13 protein-coding genes are annotated in these 16,449 nt (G+C 59.6%); 10 read left to right on the top strand and 3 right to left on the bottom strand.

Features of this window, described 5'->3' with window-relative positions; genetic code table 11:
- Nucleotides 1-137: 137 nt before the first annotated feature.
- A complete protein-coding gene (locus AC07UI_RS14485; protein ID WP_494993138.1) occupies nucleotides 138-1,361 on the bottom strand; it encodes a DUF3422 domain-containing protein in 1,224 nt (407 codons plus the stop codon).
- 5 nt (nucleotides 1,362-1,366) lie between these two features.
- Nucleotides 1,367-1,981, bottom strand: a complete 615-nt coding sequence (locus AC07UI_RS14480; protein WP_494993137.1) for a TetR/AcrR family transcriptional regulator — start codon at nucleotides 1,979-1,981, stop codon at nucleotides 1,367-1,369.
- A 117-nt stretch (nucleotides 1,982-2,098) separates the two neighbouring features.
- Here AC07UI_RS14480 and AC07UI_RS14475 point away from each other — a divergent pair, with 117 nt between their 5' ends.
- The 9 genes from AC07UI_RS14475 (at nucleotide 2,099) to gabD (ending at nucleotide 14,047) form a co-directional block, all read left to right on the top strand.
- A complete protein-coding gene (locus tag AC07UI_RS14475; protein WP_494993136.1) occupies nucleotides 2,099-2,848 on the top strand; it encodes an SDR family NAD(P)-dependent oxidoreductase in 750 nt (249 codons plus the stop codon).
- Entirely contained in the window at nucleotides 2,841-3,599 is a 759-nt protein-coding gene (locus AC07UI_RS14470; RefSeq protein ID WP_494993135.1) for an SDR family oxidoreductase, read from the top strand. Before AC07UI_RS14475 ends, AC07UI_RS14470 begins: the two co-directional genes overlap by 8 nt.
- 160 nt (nucleotides 3,600-3,759) lie before the next feature.
- Nucleotides 3,760-5,835 (top strand): hydantoinase/oxoprolinase family protein, encoded by a 2,076-nt coding sequence (locus AC07UI_RS14465; protein ID WP_494993134.1) that lies wholly within the window; start codon nucleotides 3,760-3,762, stop codon nucleotides 5,833-5,835.
- A gap of 29 nt (nucleotides 5,836-5,864) precedes the next feature.
- Nucleotides 5,865-7,529, top strand: a complete 1,665-nt coding sequence (locus tag AC07UI_RS14460; RefSeq protein ID WP_494993133.1) for a hydantoinase B/oxoprolinase family protein — start codon at nucleotides 5,865-5,867, stop codon at nucleotides 7,527-7,529.
- Nucleotides 7,530-7,532: 3 nt separating this feature from the next.
- Nucleotides 7,533-8,735 carry a pyridoxal phosphate-dependent aminotransferase gene (locus AC07UI_RS14455; RefSeq protein WP_494993132.1) on the top strand — a complete coding sequence of 401 codons (1,203 nt, stop codon included), beginning with the start codon at nucleotides 7,533-7,535 and terminating at the stop codon, nucleotides 8,733-8,735.
- A gap of 34 nt (nucleotides 8,736-8,769) precedes the next feature.
- The gene (locus AC07UI_RS14450; RefSeq protein WP_494993131.1) at nucleotides 8,770-9,582 is read left to right on the top strand and encodes an NAD-dependent epimerase/dehydratase family protein; all 813 of its coding nucleotides are present in this window, start codon (nucleotides 8,770-8,772) and stop codon (nucleotides 9,580-9,582) included.
- A gap of 33 nt (nucleotides 9,583-9,615) precedes the next feature.
- Nucleotides 9,616-10,812 (top strand): NAD(P)/FAD-dependent oxidoreductase, encoded by a 1,197-nt coding sequence (locus AC07UI_RS14445; protein WP_494993130.1) that lies wholly within the window; start codon nucleotides 9,616-9,618, stop codon nucleotides 10,810-10,812.
- Nucleotides 10,813-10,839: 27 nt separating this feature from the next.
- A complete protein-coding gene (locus tag AC07UI_RS14440) occupies nucleotides 10,840-12,525 on the top strand; it encodes a thiamine pyrophosphate-binding protein (RefSeq protein WP_494993129.1) in 1,686 nt (561 codons plus the stop codon).
- Nucleotides 12,526-12,595: 70 nt separating this feature from the next.
- Nucleotides 12,596-14,047, top strand: coding sequence for an NADP-dependent succinate-semialdehyde dehydrogenase (gabD, locus tag AC07UI_RS14435; protein ID WP_494993128.1), 1,452 nt, complete (start codon nucleotides 12,596-12,598; stop codon nucleotides 14,045-14,047).
- A gap of 19 nt (nucleotides 14,048-14,066) precedes the next feature.
- Here gabD and AC07UI_RS14430 read toward each other — a convergent pair whose 3' ends face one another.
- A complete protein-coding gene (locus tag AC07UI_RS14430; protein WP_494993127.1) occupies nucleotides 14,067-14,792 on the bottom strand; it encodes a FadR/GntR family transcriptional regulator in 726 nt (241 codons plus the stop codon).
- 434 nt (nucleotides 14,793-15,226) lie between these two features.
- Between AC07UI_RS14430 and AC07UI_RS14425 the strand changes: the two genes are divergently transcribed.
- Entirely contained in the window at nucleotides 15,227-16,375 is a 1,149-nt protein-coding gene (locus AC07UI_RS14425) for a branched-chain amino acid ABC transporter substrate-binding protein (RefSeq protein ID WP_494993126.1), read from the top strand.
- Nucleotides 16,376-16,449 lie beyond the last annotated feature (74 nt).

Raw genomic sequence — 16,449 nt, 5'->3', positions numbered from 1 at the left:
TCCTGCGTTGCTGTTCCTCGCCATAGCGGGCTATGACTCGTCACAGCGCCTTGGCCAGGGGCTTCTGGCATCCGAATTTGAACTGACGAACTAACCGTACAGGCCACTAGCGTTCAGATCCTGTGGACCCTGTCGTATCAATGCTCTTTGGCTTTTTTGATCCTGATCAAAACCAGCGCAAGCATGCTGATGGCGAGCGGAGTCATGGCCAGCATGGCGTCTTTTGCGGAAACGTCCGCTCCCAGCAGGTTCAATCCCGAATAGAGCAGCTTGAGCAGGTTCAGCAGGTAGTAAGTGATGGCGATAATCGACAAGCCTTCTACTGCGCGCTGGATTTTGATTTGGGTGTCTGCGCGAGTGTTCAGGCTATTCAGAATTTCCGAGTTCTGTTCCTCCATCTCGACCTGAACGCGTGCCTGCAGAAGATCCCCAAGGTTAGCGACGCTTTTGGCTAGCTGCTCCAGGCGCTGTTCGGTCACGGAGCAATACCTGACTGTGGGTTTGAAGCGCCTTTCAATAAAAATACCGAGCCGCTGACAATCACCCACGTGACTTTCCCGTAGTTCGCCCAGGCGTTCGAACACCAGCTGAGCGTAGGCTTGGGTCGCGCTGAAGCGGTGTCGGGTTTTCGCGGTGATGCTGACCACTTGCGCCGAAAGGTTGGCAATGTCAGTCAGCAACACTTTCGCATTTTCAGTATCGGACCCGGCGTTGCGCTCCGAGAGATTGACCAGTGTCTTGTCGAAGGCATTGAGTTGAGCGCTCAACGCTTTCGCGGTGGGCAGTGAAAGCGAAGCCATCATTCGGTAGGTTTCGATCTCCAGCAGGCGACGGATCATCCGTCCCTGGCGATAGGCATTCAGGCGCTTGTTAACGAATAGAAAGTGGTTGGTGCCGTCCTCGCTCAGACGAAAATCGCTCCAGGCCACCGCATCGCCCCCACCTATGCAAGAGCCACAAGGGTCTTTGAATCCGTAAGTCGCTAGATCGCCGGTAAAGGATGCGTCGGTACGTACCATAATCTGCACGGCATTGATCATGTGCTTCAAATAGGGTTCGACCCTGTCCATCAATGTCTTGGGTGGCGGACTCCAGCAAGGCTCCTGGTTGGAGGAGGTCATTACCAGCGTCAGGGTCAGGAACTCCGCGTGCCGCTCCCACTTCAAGGCGTGGCCGTCCAGTTCGGTGATGCCCTGGACCGCTTGTGGGTCGACGGGGTCGGGGCAGCATCGACTCAGCAAGGTGTCGCATAGCGCTTCGTCAGCGATAAACGCCATATGAAAGACGTCAGCGGGTTCGTCGAAATACAGGGAAGGGCGCGCGTGCAGCTCGTTGTGCAGTGCCAGTCGTTGTGGGTGCATGCTATTCAGGCCATGTTTGAATTGTTCTTGGCGCTTTCGATAATGCCCATGACGAAGGTGATCAACGCTTGTGTCAGGCGCTGTTCGGTGACCTCGACTCCGTGCCATTGCACGTGCCCGTACAGCATGCCGATGACGGCATGGGTTGCCAGGCTGATCTGACTTTCTTGCCGGCTTTGGTTTGCACATTCGGCGGCAATGATGCTACTCAGAATCGAGGCATAATTATTTTTCAGGGCATTGATCTGCTGCTGTTGTTCTTGGGACAGGTTGACGAACTCTCGAGTCACCAGTTGCAAGCGATGTGTTTGCGCCAGGCTGAAGCTGACGAAGGCCTGCACGAAGCGGCGCACGCGATCATCGGGATTTTTTGCGCCTTTCATGCGGCGTTTTGTGTCGAACAATAGATCGGCCAGGGTGGATTCGATCAGCTCGAACAACAGGCACTGCTTGTTTTCGATGTGGTGATACAGCGAGCCAGCATGCAAGCCCAGGTGGCCGGCCAGATCACGCAGGCCAATGGCCTGGTAGCCGCGGGTGGCAAACAGCTGGGTCGCGGCGTCGAGCAGGCGATCACGTATGGCGGAATGAGGGCTGGAGGGGAAAGTGGCCGCAGGCATGCTGGTGTCCTGTGTGCGTGTGGCGAGGCGATGGCCGGGCCGTTTTCGCACAATTTTGGTTTGACCAAATGTAAGACAACAGGCATCTTACGTAAAGACTAAATCGCGGAGGTGCTTATGGATGGTCAGACGGTCGTAATCGTAGGTGGGGCATCGGGTTTGGGGCTGGAAACAGCCAAGTTGATGCGCAGGCGCGGAGCGCAGAAAATCGGTCTGATAGACCGCAATGAGCAACTGATGGCCGAGGCCGCAAGTATTCTGCGTGCAGAGGGTTGCGAAGTCGCCACGGCGGCGGGTGATATATCCCGCAAGGAAAGCGCTCACGGCGCTTTCCAGCAGATCGTTAATGCGCTCGGTCGTGTGGATTGCCTGGTCAACAGCGCTGCGATTTATCCACGCCAGGATATTTTCGAGATCAGCGATGACGAATGGGATCTGGAGAACGCAGTCAATATCAAGGGCACCTATCACATGATGGTTGCAGCGGTTCGCCATATGCAGGCTTATGTCGCGGCACCGGCGGTGACCGGTCGCATCGTCAACGTGACCTCTGTGGATGCCTTCAAGGCGCACCCGCAAAATGCCCATTACGCAGCGACCAAGGCCGCGGTGGTCAGCCTGACCAAGTCTTTTGCCCAGGCCTGCGCCAAGGATCAGATCCTGGTCAACTCGGTGGCGCCCGCCGGTTTCGCGACCGAGCGTGCCCGGCAACTGGGCTTTTTGGGCGAGTTGGCGGCGGCGAACCCGCTGGGGCGCGCTGCTGAGCCCGCTGAAATCGCCGAGTGGATTGTGATGATGGGCAGCAGTCGCAACAGCTATGCCACAGGCGAAAACGTGATCGTCAGCGGAGGCTACATCTATGCCTGACTCAGCAGCGTTGCCGGCGGCCTATCGTTGTGCGTTGGTCACCGGTGCCACCAGCGGCATCGGCAAGGCGATTGTCCTGGCGTTGCGTGATGCGGGTATGCAAGTGATTGCAGTGGGGCGCAGTCGCGAAGCGCTTGATGAACTGCGGGCCGAGGAGGGGGTTGTGGCGTTGCAGGCGGACGTGCGTCAAGCCGATGCTTTCGTTGAAATCCTGAAGCAGTACCCCGTGGATGTGCTGGTGAACAACGCCGGTATCTTGTCCACGCGGGCGGCGTTCCAGGAAATTGATCCGGCAGAAATCGACAATATGCTCGATATCAACCTCAAGGCGCCCCTGCACCTGACTCGTCAAGTGTTGCCAGGCATGATCGAACGTGGCCATGGGCATCTGTTCTTTCTCGGCTCCAGCGCTGGCCGTGCGCCTCATCCAGGGGCGGCTGTCTATGGTGCGTCCAAGGCGGGTATCAGTCTGTTCTGTGACGCCTTGCGTTGCGATTTGCTGGGCAGTGGCGTACGGGTGACCGAGATTGCACCGGGGCGGGTACAGACTCAGCTGTATCGCACGGCCATGGGTATGCAGGCGGCGGGTAGTGAGCTGTATGAGGGGTATGAATCGATCATGCCGCAAGACATTGCTCAGCTGCTGTTGGCGGCCCTGCGCCTGCCTGAACAGGTGGATGTGACGCGCCTTGAGGTATTTCCCACGGCGCAGGCCGTGGGCGGTTCGCGGATGGTCAAGACGCTCGACTGATCTGGCCGGGATTGGAAAGGCGCTGGTCTTTTCGATCTTTGTCGGAGATGGCGTAAACCAGGGCGTTAGTCCTTGACTGCCTGTAAGACAACATATAACTTACATTTAAGCGGCTTGATTGCCTCTTGCCATGAGCTCAAGAACTTCAGGGGATACGACGATGACTGCTACTTCATGCCGGGTCGGCGTGGACATAGGTGGAACCTTTACCGATATCGCGTTGGATGTCGGTGGTGTGCTGCATTCAACCAAAATTCTGACTGACTATGAGCTCCCGGAGCGGGCGATCCTGAGCGGTGTTCACGCCGTCATTGAAGCTGCGGGCCTGAAGCTTTCCGATATCGATCAGCTGATCCACGGTACGACGCTGGCGACCAACGCGCTGATCGAGCGGCGGGGCGCCAAGACCGCGTTCATCACCACCGAGGGTTTTCGCGACACGCTGGAAATGCGTACCGAAAACCGCTTCGAGCAATACGACATCAATATCGCCTTGCCGCCGCCGTTGATTGAACGTGAGCATCGCTACACCTTGCGCGAACGCCTTGACGTGCATGGGCAGGTGCTGATTGCGCCGACCCGGGAAGACATTGATTGCCTGGTTGAGCGAATCGCAGAAGGCGATTACGAGAGCGTGGCGATTGGCTTGATTCACAGCTATGTCAACGACGCCCATGAGCGGTTGTTGCGCGATGCCCTGCAGGTCCGCTTACCTAAGGTGTTGATCTCGATTTCCAGCGAAGTTTCGCCGCAGATGCGTGAGTTCGAGCGCTTCAACACGGTCTGTGCCAATGCCTATGTCAAGCCGCTGATCAAATCCTATCTTGATCGCCTGGTGGTCACGCTCAAGCAGGCGGGTGCCGATTGCCCTGTGTTCATGATCCACTCCGGTGGCGGCATCATTTCCGTGCAGAGCGCCGCCGAGTTTCCAGTGCGACTGGTGGAGTCGGGACCGGCGGGTGGCGCGATCTTTGCCGCCGATATTGCCCGCAAATACTCGCTGAACTCGGTTGTTTCCTTCGATATGGGCGGCACCACTGCAAAGATCTGCCTGATCGAAAACCAGGTCCCGAAAACCGCCAAGACCTTCGAAGTGGCGCGCACGTACCGCTTCAAAAAGGGCAGTGGCATGCCCATTTCAATTCCGGTGGTGGAAATGGTTGAAATCGGTGCCGGCGGCGGTTCGATTGCCAGCATCGACAGCATGCGCCAGATTCGCGTTGGCCCGCACAGCGCGGCATCCGAGCCAGGGCCTGCGTGTTATGGGCGAGGCGGCCTGGAGCCGACCATTACCGATGCCAACCTGCTGCTGGGTCGGCTGGATGCGGATAATTTTGCCGGCGGTGCGTTGCGCCTGTCGACCAAGAATGCCGCATCGGCTGTCGATCGGGTTATTGGTGCTCCGCTGAATATGGATGCCTTCACTGCCGCTTACGGCATCTGTGAAGTGGTCGATGAAAACATGGCAAACGCCGGGCGTGTGCATGCAGTGGAAAGCGGCAAGGACATTGCCGACTACACCATGATCACGTTTGGTGGCGGTGGCCCGCTGCATGCGGCGCGGCTCTGCGAAAAAATGGGGGTGTCGCGATTCCTGGTACCGGCGGGTGCCGGTGTGGGGTCGGCCATCGGCTTCCTGCGCGCGCCGTTCGGCTATGAAGCGGTTCGCAGCGCCTTTGTGCGGTTGTCGGAGTTCGATGCGGCCCAGGTCAATGGGCTGATCGACGACATGAAAGCCGAGTCCATCGGTTTCTTGCGCCAGGGCATGCCCGAGGGTGAGCCCGAATTGGAATGCACTGCCTTCATGCGTTACGTCGGTCAGGGCTGGGAGATTCCGGTGAGCCTGCCATTCAAGGCATTCAGTAAAGAGGACACGGCACAGTTCAAAGTCCTTTTCGAAGCGGCCTACACCATGTTCTTCGGTCGCCCGATCGAGGGGCCAGACGTGGAAATAGTCAGCTGGTCGGTCAAGGCCAGCTCGCCACTGATGGATGTCTTGCCGGTGGAGCAGATCAAAGCCTCTCATCGTGCCCATGAAGTGTCCCGGCGCGAGGTGTTCGATGTGCTTGGCGGCGGCTTTGTCGATGCGGGTATTTACCAGCGCGAAGAGTTGCAGCCGGGTGCGCGGATCGACGGTCCGGCCATCATCGCAGAACGCGAAACCTCGACTTTCGTGTCGTCCTCGTTCACCGCCACGGTCCAGCCTGACGGCTGTCTGCTGGTCGTTCGACGCTAAGCGTCACTTGCATAAGAAGGCGATTTCCCATGAGCGAAACATTGATCGATATTCAGATGCAGGTGATGTGGAATCGCCTGATCTCCGTGGTCGAGGAGCAGGCACTGACCCTGATCCGCACGGCATTCTCTACCAGCGTGCGTGAGGCTGGCGACTTGTCCGCCGGTGTGTTCGACCGCGCCGGCAACATGCTGGCCCAGGCAGTGACGGGCACCCCCGGTCACGTCAACACCATGGCTGAGGCAGTGGTGCATTTCATTAACGACATCGGCCCGGAGAACATCTTCGAGGGTGATGTGTACGTGACCAACGATCCCTGGAAGGGCACCGGGCACCTGCACGACATCACCATTGTCACGCCATCGTTCTACAAAGGTCAGTTGATTGGCTACTTCGCCAGCACCGCCCACGTGGTCGATATCGGTGGCCGTGGCTTTGGTCCCGATGCCCGTGAAGTCTATGAAGAAGGCCTGTTCATTCCGGTGCTGAAGTTGTTCGAGCGCGGCCAGGTCAATCGCGACTTCATCAATATCCTGCGTAACAACGTGCGTGAGAACGACCGTGTCGTTGGTGACTTCTACGCCTTGTCGGCCTGCAACGAGACCGGTCACAAGCGGCTGTTGAGCATGCTTGAGGAGTTCAAACTCGATAACCTCGAGCATATCGGCGGCTTTATCCTTGAGCACAGCCGCCGCGCCACTCTGGAATGCTTCAAGTCGTTACCCCATGGCACCTACCAGAACAGCATGACGCTGGATGGCTACGATGTGCCGGTGACCCTGGCGGTGACGCTGACGGTGGGGCCGGACGGCATCCTTACGGACTTCACCGGAACCTCCGGTATGAGCCAGTTCGGTATCAACGTGCCTTTGGGTTATGCCAAGGCCTACGCCTGCTACGGCCTCAAGTGCATCGTGGCTCCGGAAATTCCCAACAACAGCGCCTCCCTGGCACCGTTCGATGTGGTCGCTCCTGAGGGCTGCATTCTCAATGCCAAGCACCCGGCTCCGGTGTCGGTGCGTCACGTTCTAGGGCATTTCGTGCCCGACCTGGTGCTGGGTGCGCTGCATAAATGCCTGCCAGGCCAGGTACCTGCCGAGGGTGCCAGCGCCCTGTGGAACCTGCACTTGAGCGTGCGCCCTCTGGAAAGCAACCCGGATGGCCGCAACGCCGAAATGCTGATGTTCAACAGCGGAGGCATGGGCGCTCGGGCCGCGAAAGATGGGCTGAGTGCCACGGCGTTCCCCAGTGGTGTGCATACCATGCCGGTGGAAGCGACTGAGCATGCGGGGCCGGTGATTGTCTGGCGCAAGGAGCTGCGTAACGGATCGGGCGGTGCAGGTTTGCTGCGAGGTGGGCTTGGTCAGGAAATCGAAGTCTCGGCAGCCGAGGGTTATGCCTTCCGGTTCAGCGCCATGTTCGACCGTATCCAGTATCCGGCCCGCGGTCTTGAGGGGGGCAAGGAGGGCGCCAAAGGTTATGTCGGGTTGGACGATGGCACTCTGCTGCGAGGCAAAGGCCAGCAATTTGTGCCGTCTGAACGCCGATTGCTGCTGAGCTTGCCGGGTGGCGGGGGGTACGGCGATCCGCGCCAGCGTCCTCGTGAAGAGGTCGCGCGCGATTTGCGGTTCGGTTACATCAGCGCCGAGCAGGCGCGCGAAGATTATGGCTACGAGCCAGGGCAGGGGAACTGAGGCATGGAATTTCAGAGTTCACGGGTCAGGACAGTCAAAAGTTCGCCCAGTATGGCGGTGTCGGTCCTTGCCAAGAAAATGCTTGCCCAAGGCGAGCCGGTGATCAACCTCAGTCTCGGAGAACCGGATTTCAACACCCCGGCCCACGTGATTGAAGCCGCTCACCAGGCCATGCTCAGCGGGCACAACCATTACACCGCGCCGAATGGCTTTGACGAGCTGCGCCAGGCCATCGTAGGCAAGTTCGCCCGGGAAAACGACCTGATTTATGGTCTGGACGAGATCTGCGTGGCCAATGGCGCCAAGCAGCTACTGTTCAATGCCTTTCTCGCGACACTGGAGCCCGGCGACGAAGTGATTACGCCAGCGCCGTATTGGGTGTCTTACACCGATATGGTGTTGCTCAACGGCGGCGTGCCCAAAGTTATTCCTTGCGGTTCCGAGTACGGTTTCAAGCTGGATGCGGCGCGCCTCGAAGCGGCCATTACCCCTAAAACCCGCTGGCTGATGCTTAACTCGCCGAACAATCCGTGCGGCGCGATCTATACCCGGGAAGAATTCGCGGCCCTGGGCGCGGTACTGGAAAAGCACCCGCGGGTGCTGGTCATTTCCGACGAAATTTATGAGCACATTATTCTCGGCGACAAGCCTTTCGTGCCCTTTGTTATCGCCTGTCCCGGCCTGCGTGAGCGCACGCTGCTGATCAATGGGGTATCCAAGGCCTATGCCATGACCGGCTACCGCCTGGGTTACGCGGCAGGTCCCAAGGAACTGATCGTGGCCATGAACAAGACCCAGTCGCAGACCACGACCTGTCCGTCGGCGATCTCGCAACTGGCGGCGGCCGCTGCGTTGGACGGGCCTCAGGATTTTGTGCGTGATGCCAACCGTGAGTACCAGGCGCGGGGTGCGCTGGTAGTCAAAGGGCTGTCCGCGATCGAAGGTCTTGAGCTGCAGATGCCGGAAGGGGCGTTCTACGCGTTCCCCAAATGTGCCGCCTTTATCGGCAAGCGTACACCGCAGGGGCAAGTGATCGAAACAGATACCGACCTGGCCAGCTACCTGCTACGGGTGGGCAAGGTGGCGACCGTGCCGGGCTCGGCCTTTGGTTTGGAGCCCTATATCCGTCTGTCTTTCGCTACATCACGTGAACAACTTGAGCAGGCCATTGTGCAGTTGCGCGAGGCACTGGCGGCGCTGAAGTAAGCGCCGCTCCCTTTACTCATTTGAGACTTTCATCATGAGCAAGCCCTTCAAACGACTGTTGATTACCGGCGCCGCCGGCCGCCTGGGGCGCGTCTTGCGTGCTCATCTGGGCGAGTACGCCGATGTCCTGCGCCTGACCGATATTGCCGATATGGGTGAGGCCGCAGCTCACGAAGAACTGGTGCGTTGCGATCTGGCTAACTTCTGCGATGTCCTGCCGCTGGCCGAAGGCGTGGACGCCATCATTCATGCCGGTGGCGTGCCGCTGGAGAACACCTTCGAGTCGATCCTCAACGGCAACATCGTCGGCACCTACAACATTTATGAGGCCGCGCGTCAGCATGGCGTGAAGCGGGTGATCTACACCAGCTCCAATCACGCCATCGGTTTCTACGACCGCACCGAAACCATTGATGCCAGCGTTCCCCATCGTCCGGACAGCCTGTATGGAGTCAGCAAGTGTTTTGCCGAGGATCTGGGGCGCTATTACTGGGACAAGTTTGGCGTGGAGTCGGTGAACCTGCGTATCGGTTCCTCCTTCGAGGAGCCACTGGACCGCCGCATGCTGGCGACCTGGTTGTCCTTTGGCGACTTCGCCCAACTGGTCGAGCGTTCGCTGAATGCGCCGCGAGTCGGCCACATGATCGTGTACGGCATGTCCGCCAACCGTGAGTGTCTGTGGGACAACCGTATGGCGTCGTCCCTGGGTTATGTGGCGAAGGACAGCGCCGACGACTTCCGCGAGAAGGTCCTGGCCAACCATCCGCCATTGGACTCCAATGAACCGGCTGCTCGCTATCACGGCGGCAACTTCGCCGGTGCCGGTCATTTTGAAGATCCGAAATAACGCTTACTTACCGCCTTTTCAGAGGTCCGAGCCATGGCTTCGACAGCAACCCAGCAACACTACGATGTGGTTATCGTGGGCGGCGCCGTCAACGGCAGCGCCACCGCGTATTTTCTCGCTACTAACCCGGATTTCACCGGTTCTGTATTGGTGATCGAGCGTGACTGGACCTACGCCCAATCGGCGACGGCGTTGTCCAGCAGCTCGATTCGGCAGCAGTTTTCCAACCCGATCAACATTCAGATTTCCAAATTCGGTGCCGAGTTTGTGCGGGCCTTCCCCGAGACCATGGAGGTCAATGGCGACAAGCCGGACCTGGCATTCCGGGAAAACGGCTACCTGTTCCTGGCGGACCAGCGCGGCTACGAAGTGCTGGAGCGCTTGCACGGTACGCAGGTGGAGCATGGCGCCGATGTGCTCATGCTTGATCCGCCGCAATTGATTGAGCGCTTTCCCTGGATCAACCCGGACAGTCTGGCCGGCGCCAGTTTCGGTCAGACCGGCGAAGGCTGGTTCGACAGCTACGGCATGCTCAACGGCTTTCGCAAGAAGGCGCGCTCCCTGGGGATCGAGTACATCGAGAACGAAGTGGTCGAAGTGTTGCGTACGGGCGATCTGATTACCGGCGTGCGTCTGGCCAGTGGTGAGCGCATCGGTTGCCAGACGCTGGTCAACACGGCGGGCACCCGTGGGCCCAAGGTTGCGCGTATGGCCGGTCTGCAAATTCCGGTGGAGGCTCGCCGCCGTTCGCTGTTCGTCTTCGACTGCCATACACCGCTGGCCGGTGTGGTGCCGCTGACTATCGACCCGACGGGCGTGTTCTTTCGCCCCGAAGGGCATCTTTATCTGGGGGGTACCTATCCGAAAGTCGACCCGGAAGTGGACGTCAACGACTTCGACGTGCTGCACGACGAGTTCGACGAAGAAGTGTGGCCGATTCTCGCCGAGCGGGTACCGGCGTTCGAGGCGATCAAGGTCGTCAACTCCTGGGCCGGGCATTACGACTTCTGCGTGCTGGACCACAACGCCATCGTCGGCCCCCACAGCGAGGTGCGCAACTTTCTGTTCTGCAACGGCTTCAGCGGTCACGGCTTGCAACAGGCGCCCGCCATCGGGCGTGGCCTCAGTGAGCTGATCACCTACGGTGCCTACCGCAGCCTTGACCTGAGCGCCTTGTCCTACGAACGCGTCGTGGAAAACCGGCCCTTTTTGGAAGACTCGGTCATCTGACCGAACAGCCTGATGGAGAATAAGATCATGAACAAAACATCCACGGCGCTGCGCAGTGGTGGGCAAGTGTTGGTCGATGCCTTGCGGATCAATGGTGTCGAGCGTGCTTTTTGTGTCCCCGGTGAAAGTTATCTGGCAGTGCTCGATGCGTTGCATGACGCCAAGGACGATATCGAGCTGATCGTGTGTCGCCAGGAAGGTGGCGCGGCCTATATGGCCGAAGCCTATGGCAAGCTGACCGGCAAGCCGGGTATCTGCTTCGTGACTCGTGGGCCTGGAGCGACCAACGCTTCGGTTGGCGTGCACACCGCGTTCCAGGACTCGACGCCGATGATCCTTTTTATCGGTCAGGTGGCTCGCGATCAGGTCGAACGCGAGGCGTTCCAGGAAATCGACTACCGGCGCATGTTCGGTCAAATGGCCAAGTGGGTCGTGGAAGTGGATGACGCGGCGCGCCTGCCGGAGCTGCTCAGCCAGGCATTCCATCGCGCCACCAACGGCCGGCCGGGGCCGGTGGTGGTGGCCTTGCCCGAAGATATGCTAACCGATCTGGTTGACGTGGCGGATGCCGGGCCTGCCCAGTCTATCGAACCTGCGGCATCGCCCGCAGCGCTGACGCAACTGCAAAGCCTGATCGGCGAAGCTCAGCGTCCACTGGTGGTGCTGGGTGGCGGGGGGTGGAGTGCCGAAGCTGTGGAGGATATCCGCAGCTTTATCGAGACGCAGAATCTGCCGGTGGCGGCGTCGTTCCGTTGCCAGGATCTGTTCAACAACACCTTGCCTAACTACGCCGGTGATCTGGGCCTGGCCGCTGGGCCAGAACTGGTGGAGGCGGTAAAGAACGCCGACCTGTTGCTGGTGGTGGGAGCGCGTCTGGGCGAGATGAGCACCGGCGGCTACTCCTTGGTGGATATTCCGGTTCCGAAGCAGAAGCTGGTGCATATACATGCGGGTATCGAGGAGCTGGGGCGGGTTTATCAGCCGGTGCTGGCGATCAATGCCGGGATGAAAATCTTCGCCGCCCAAGCCGCCGGCCTCTCGGCAGTCAAACCCCAGGCTTTCAGTGATTGGGTGGCCAGGCTCAATCGCGGTTATCGTGCCAATTTCGACTGTCCGCCGTCGCCGGGGCCCGTGCAGATGAGCGAGGTTATCGCCTGGCTGAACAAGCGTCTGCCTCATGACAGCGTGCTTACCTGTGGTGCCGGCAACTACACCGGATGGCTGCATCGTGGCTATCAACACCGCACCTTCCGCACTCTGCTGGGGCCTACCAACGGTTCTATGGGCTATGGGGTGCCGGCTGCGGTGGCAGCGAAAATCACTGCGCCGGATCGTATGGTGGTGGCCTTCGCGGGTGACGGCTGCTTCTTGATGAACGGGCAGGAGTTGGCGACAGCGGCGAACTACGATGCCCGGCTGATCGTGATTGTGGTCAATAACGGTATGTACGGCACCATCCGCATGCACCAGGAGCGCAGTTACCCGGGTCGCGTCAGTGGTACTGAGCTGCACAACCCGGATTTCGCCGCTCTGGCCCGTTCCTATGGGTTTCATGGCGAGACGGTGGTGGCGACCGAAGAGTTCGCCGCAGCCTTCGAGCGCTGCGTGGCCTCGGGCAAACCTGCACTGATCGAGGTGCAGGTGGACCCCGAAGCCCTGACGCCGCGCATGACCTTGAGCCAGATCCGCGAAAAGGCCCTCGCTTCTCTCTGATTTCCCTCGGGCGGGGTGGACAGCCGTCCCCCCGTCTTTTTTCGCCCCTGATTTATGTGAGTCCATCAGCATGAAACTTGCCGACCCTCAACTGTTGCGTGAACGTTGCTATATCGATGGAAGCTGGATTGCGGCCGATAGCGGCCAGACAATCGATGTCACCAATCCTGCGACGGGTGAGCGCTTGGGCAGTATTCCGCGCATGGGCGTGAATGAAACCCGCCGCGCCATCGCTGCCGCCGAGGCGGCCCTGCCTGCCTGGCGTGCACTGACGGCGAAAGAGCGGGCGGCACGCCTGCAGGCCTGGTTTCGCGAAATCATGCTGCACCAGGAGGACCTGGCGCAGATCATGACCGCCGAACAAGGCAAACCCTTGGCAGAATCGCGCGGCGAAGTCACGTTTGCCGCGGCCTACGTGGAGTGGTACGCCGAAGAGGGAAAGCGCATTTACGGAGACATCATTCCTTCGCCCAATGCCGATCGCCGATTGCTGGTGACCAAGGAGCCGATTGGTGTATGCGCAGCCATTACGCCTTGGAACTTCCCGGCGGCCATGATCACGCGTAAGGCCGCGCCGGCCTTGGCGGCTGGTTGCACGCTGGTGCTCAAGCCCGCGTCGCAAACGCCTTACAGTGCCCTGGCGTTGTGCGTGCTGGCCGAGCGGGCGGGGATTCCCCGTGGTGTGCTGAGCGTGGTGACCGGCGATTCAGCCGCCATCGGCGGCGAGCTGACGTCCAGTGCGGTGGTGCGCAAGCTGTCCTTCACCGGGTCCACTCCCATAGGTATTCAGCTGCTGGAGCAATGCGCAGCCACGGTCAAGAAAGTCACTTTGGAATTGGGTGGCAATGCACCGTTCATTGTGTTCGATGATGCCGACCTGGACGCAGCCGTCGAAGGTGCATTGATCGCCAAGTTCCGTAACTCGGGACAGACCTGCGTGTGTGCCAACCGCTTTTACATCCAGGAGGGTGTCTACGATCGCTTTGTGGAGAAGTTCGCGGCCAAGGTCGCCGGGCTGGTGGTGGGCGAGGGGACGCAAGCGGAAACGACCGTTGGCCCGATGATCGATGGCAAGGCTGTTGCGGGTGTTGAGGCCATGGTGGCCCAGGCTCGGGAGTCCGGAGCGCGTGTGGTGGCGGGCGGCAAGCGCCATGCCTTGGGTGGCTCCTTCTTCGAGCCGACCTTGTTGGCGGATGTGACGGCGGACATGCGTGTGGCACAGGAAGAGATTTTTGGCCCGGTGGCGCCGCTTTTCCGCTTCAGCACCGAGGAGGAGGTAATCGCCCTGGCCAATGCCACCGAATTTGGCCTGGCGTGCTATCTCTATGCTCGCGATCTGGGGCGGGTCTGGCGTGTGTCCGAGGCACTGGAGTACGGCATGGTCGGCGTCAATGTCGGCGTGCTGGCGACCGAGGTCGCTCCGTTCGGTGGTGTGAAGTCCTCGGGTCTGGGGCGCGAAGGGTCGCGTTACGGGATCGAGGACTATCTGGAGATCAAATACGTCTGCCTGGGCCTGGGCTAATGCAGGAAGGAAGCGGAGATTACTCTCCGCTGTCGACCAATCGCTGGTAGCGAGACAGGCTTTCTTCGAGGTGCTTGCGCAGTGCCGAGCGCGCGCCGCTGACATCACCCATGGTAATGGCCGAGAGAATCGCGCCGTGTTCGCGGCCGATTTTCTTGATGTGGGCCAGGCGGCTCTTGCCGGTGGATTGGCCGTGCTTGAGGTGCAAATCGAAAATGATGTCCGGCCCCAGGGCTTCGAGCAGTTGCGAGAAGTGCGGGTTGTTGGTGGCTCGGGCAATCGCCAGGTGAAACTCGAAGTCAGCCTTGGCTTCCTCTTCCAGGTCGCTTCCGTCCAGCGCGTTGAAACGGTCAAATGCTTCGGTGATCTGCGCCATGCTGGTCGGACTGCGGCGTTCGGCTGCGCGAGCCACCGATTCGGTTTCGACGCCCAGGCGCAGTTCCAGCACGTGGGCGGCTGCGCGCACATCATCGACAGCGCTGCTCAAGGCATAGCCGATGCGCTTCACATCCTGCTCGACCACGAACACTCCGACACCCTGGCGGGCGAGCAGGCGTCCGCCCAAGCGGAGGGAGGCTACTGCTTCGCGGATTACCGGGCGGCTGACGTTGAATTCCTTGCACAGCTCCTGTTCGGACGGCAGCTTCTGGCCCGGTCCATAGGTGCCTACATCAATGCGGTTGGACAGTTCCTTGATCACTGTCTCCGCCAGATTGGCCCTTCGCGTACCGAGGGTCGCGTTCATATGTGTTGCTCCTGAAAACGGGGGGTGTTCACCCAAGCGTAGATGGTTGAACAGGTCACGGGGTTCAGTCAAACACGGCCGTGGCCGTTTTGAATACGCCTTGATTCAGGCAAAGACTGACTTCTTATAGGTTATCAAATAACTGACCTGTGATGGTGCGAATGGTCAGGAATTCGGGCCGAGTCGGCATCGCATCAGTGGGTTGTTCAACGCTGTTTGCGCCGTCATCGCCATTTTCACTCGACCCAAGCATACACCTATTGACAGTTGCCTGCTGACTGTTATCTTACAAGTGCGCCGGCGAATGGCCTACGCACTTGCAGTGAGATGTCCCGAATAAGGTCTGGTTGCCGTGAAAGGGCCCGGATGTGGAAAAGAAGACTTGCACGCCAACGTGCTTAATTCGTTTGTCCGATGATTTCTGGGAGGGGAATATGCGTAAACATAACCTGGGCTTTACAGCGCTCACCGTAGCTATGGCTGCCATCCTGAGTGTTGGGTCCGCCGCGGCTGCCGATACTGAACAGGTCAAGATCGGCTTCGCCGGTCCGTTGACAGGTCCGTCCGGTCACCAGGGTCTTGATGTCGAGCATGGCGTCAGCATCGCCATAGAAGAGGCCAATCAGCAAAAGCTGAATATTGGCGACAAGGTGGTGGAGTTCAAGCTGGTGTCGGAAGATGATGTGGCCGACCCCCGTACCGGCACGGCTGTCGCTCAGCGTCTGGTAGACGCGAAAGTGGCAGTGGTCATCGGTCACTACAACTCCGGCACCAGTATTCCGGCTTCGAAAATCTATGGTGATGCCGGTATCCCGCAAATCTCGCCGTCAGCCACCAACCCGGCTTTGACCCGTCAGGGCATCAAGTCGGTTTTCCGCGTGGTCAACGACGACGCCACTCTGGGCCGCTACGCCGGCAACTACCTGGTCAATCAGCTAGGTGCCAAGCGCATTGCGATCTTCGACGATCGCACGGCCTATGGTCAGGGTCTGGCCGATGAAGTGAACAAGGCCGTCAAGGCTGCCGGCGGTAATGTGGTGGTGCGTGAATACACCAATGACAAAGCTACGGATTTCAACGCCATCCTCACCACCGCCAAAGCCCAGCAGGCCGATGCGGTGTTCTTCGCGGCGCTGGACTATCAAGCGGCGCCCATGGCCAAGCAGATGAAGAACCTGGGCCTGAAAGCCAAATTCATGAACATCGGCAATCTGCCTAACGACGAGTTCAAGAAAATGGCCGGCAGCGCCGCCGAAGGCACCTACGCCTGGAACTACGGCATGCCGTTGCAGGAAATGCCCAAGGGCGCGGCGTTCGAGCAAAAACTCAAGGACAAGTTCGGTATGGGCGTCGTGCAGTCTTCGCCGGCCGCTTACGACGCTACCTGGGCGGCGATCAGCGCCATGGTCAAGGCCCAGTCCGTCGAACCGGCGGTGTACCTGCCGGTACTCAAGAGTTCCAGCTATGACGGTGTGACCGGCACCATCGCCTTCGACGATTACGGCAACCTGAAGAACGCCGCTGCGACCATCTTCCAGTTTACCGGCGGTCAGTGGAAAACCCTTTCTGTTGCACGCGACTAAGCCACTGCGTCAGCCAAAACAATAAGCGGGCCGCCAAGGCCCGCGACTACAAAAAGAAGCTCTTTCTGATCTGC

Source organism: Pseudomonas sp. GW821-FHT04C07 (assembly GCF_059420325.1).
The sequence above is the reverse complement of the archived record's forward strand: the minus strand, read 5'-3'. Positions and strand labels throughout refer to the sequence as shown.

Excerpts from the sequence above, each read along its gene's own strand:
- AC07UI_RS14485 (WP_494993138.1), bottom strand. The coding sequence starts at position 1,361 with ATGCACCCACAACGACTGGCACTGCACAACGAGCTGCACGCGCGCCCT.
- AC07UI_RS14480 (WP_494993137.1), bottom strand. The coding sequence starts at position 1,981 with ATGCCTGCGGCCACTTTCCCCTCCAGCCCTCATTCCGCCATACGTGAT.
- AC07UI_RS14475 (WP_494993136.1), top strand. The coding sequence starts at position 2,099 with ATGGATGGTCAGACGGTCGTAATCGTAGGTGGGGCATCGGGTTTGGGG.
- AC07UI_RS14470 (WP_494993135.1), top strand. The coding sequence starts at position 2,841 with ATGCCTGACTCAGCAGCGTTGCCGGCGGCCTATCGTTGTGCGTTGGTC.
- AC07UI_RS14465 (WP_494993134.1), top strand. The coding sequence starts at position 3,760 with ATGACTGCTACTTCATGCCGGGTCGGCGTGGACATAGGTGGAACCTTT.
- AC07UI_RS14460 (WP_494993133.1), top strand. The coding sequence starts at position 5,865 with ATGAGCGAAACATTGATCGATATTCAGATGCAGGTGATGTGGAATCGC.
- AC07UI_RS14455 (WP_494993132.1), top strand. The coding sequence starts at position 7,533 with ATGGAATTTCAGAGTTCACGGGTCAGGACAGTCAAAAGTTCGCCCAGT.
- AC07UI_RS14450 (WP_494993131.1), top strand. The coding sequence starts at position 8,770 with ATGAGCAAGCCCTTCAAACGACTGTTGATTACCGGCGCCGCCGGCCGC.
- AC07UI_RS14445 (WP_494993130.1), top strand. The coding sequence starts at position 9,616 with ATGGCTTCGACAGCAACCCAGCAACACTACGATGTGGTTATCGTGGGC.
- AC07UI_RS14440 (WP_494993129.1), top strand. The coding sequence starts at position 10,840 with ATGAACAAAACATCCACGGCGCTGCGCAGTGGTGGGCAAGTGTTGGTC.
- gabD (WP_494993128.1), top strand. The coding sequence starts at position 12,596 with ATGAAACTTGCCGACCCTCAACTGTTGCGTGAACGTTGCTATATCGAT.
- AC07UI_RS14430 (WP_494993127.1), bottom strand. The coding sequence starts at position 14,792 with ATGAACGCGACCCTCGGTACGCGAAGGGCCAATCTGGCGGAGACAGTG.
- AC07UI_RS14425 (WP_494993126.1), top strand. The coding sequence starts at position 15,227 with ATGCGTAAACATAACCTGGGCTTTACAGCGCTCACCGTAGCTATGGCT.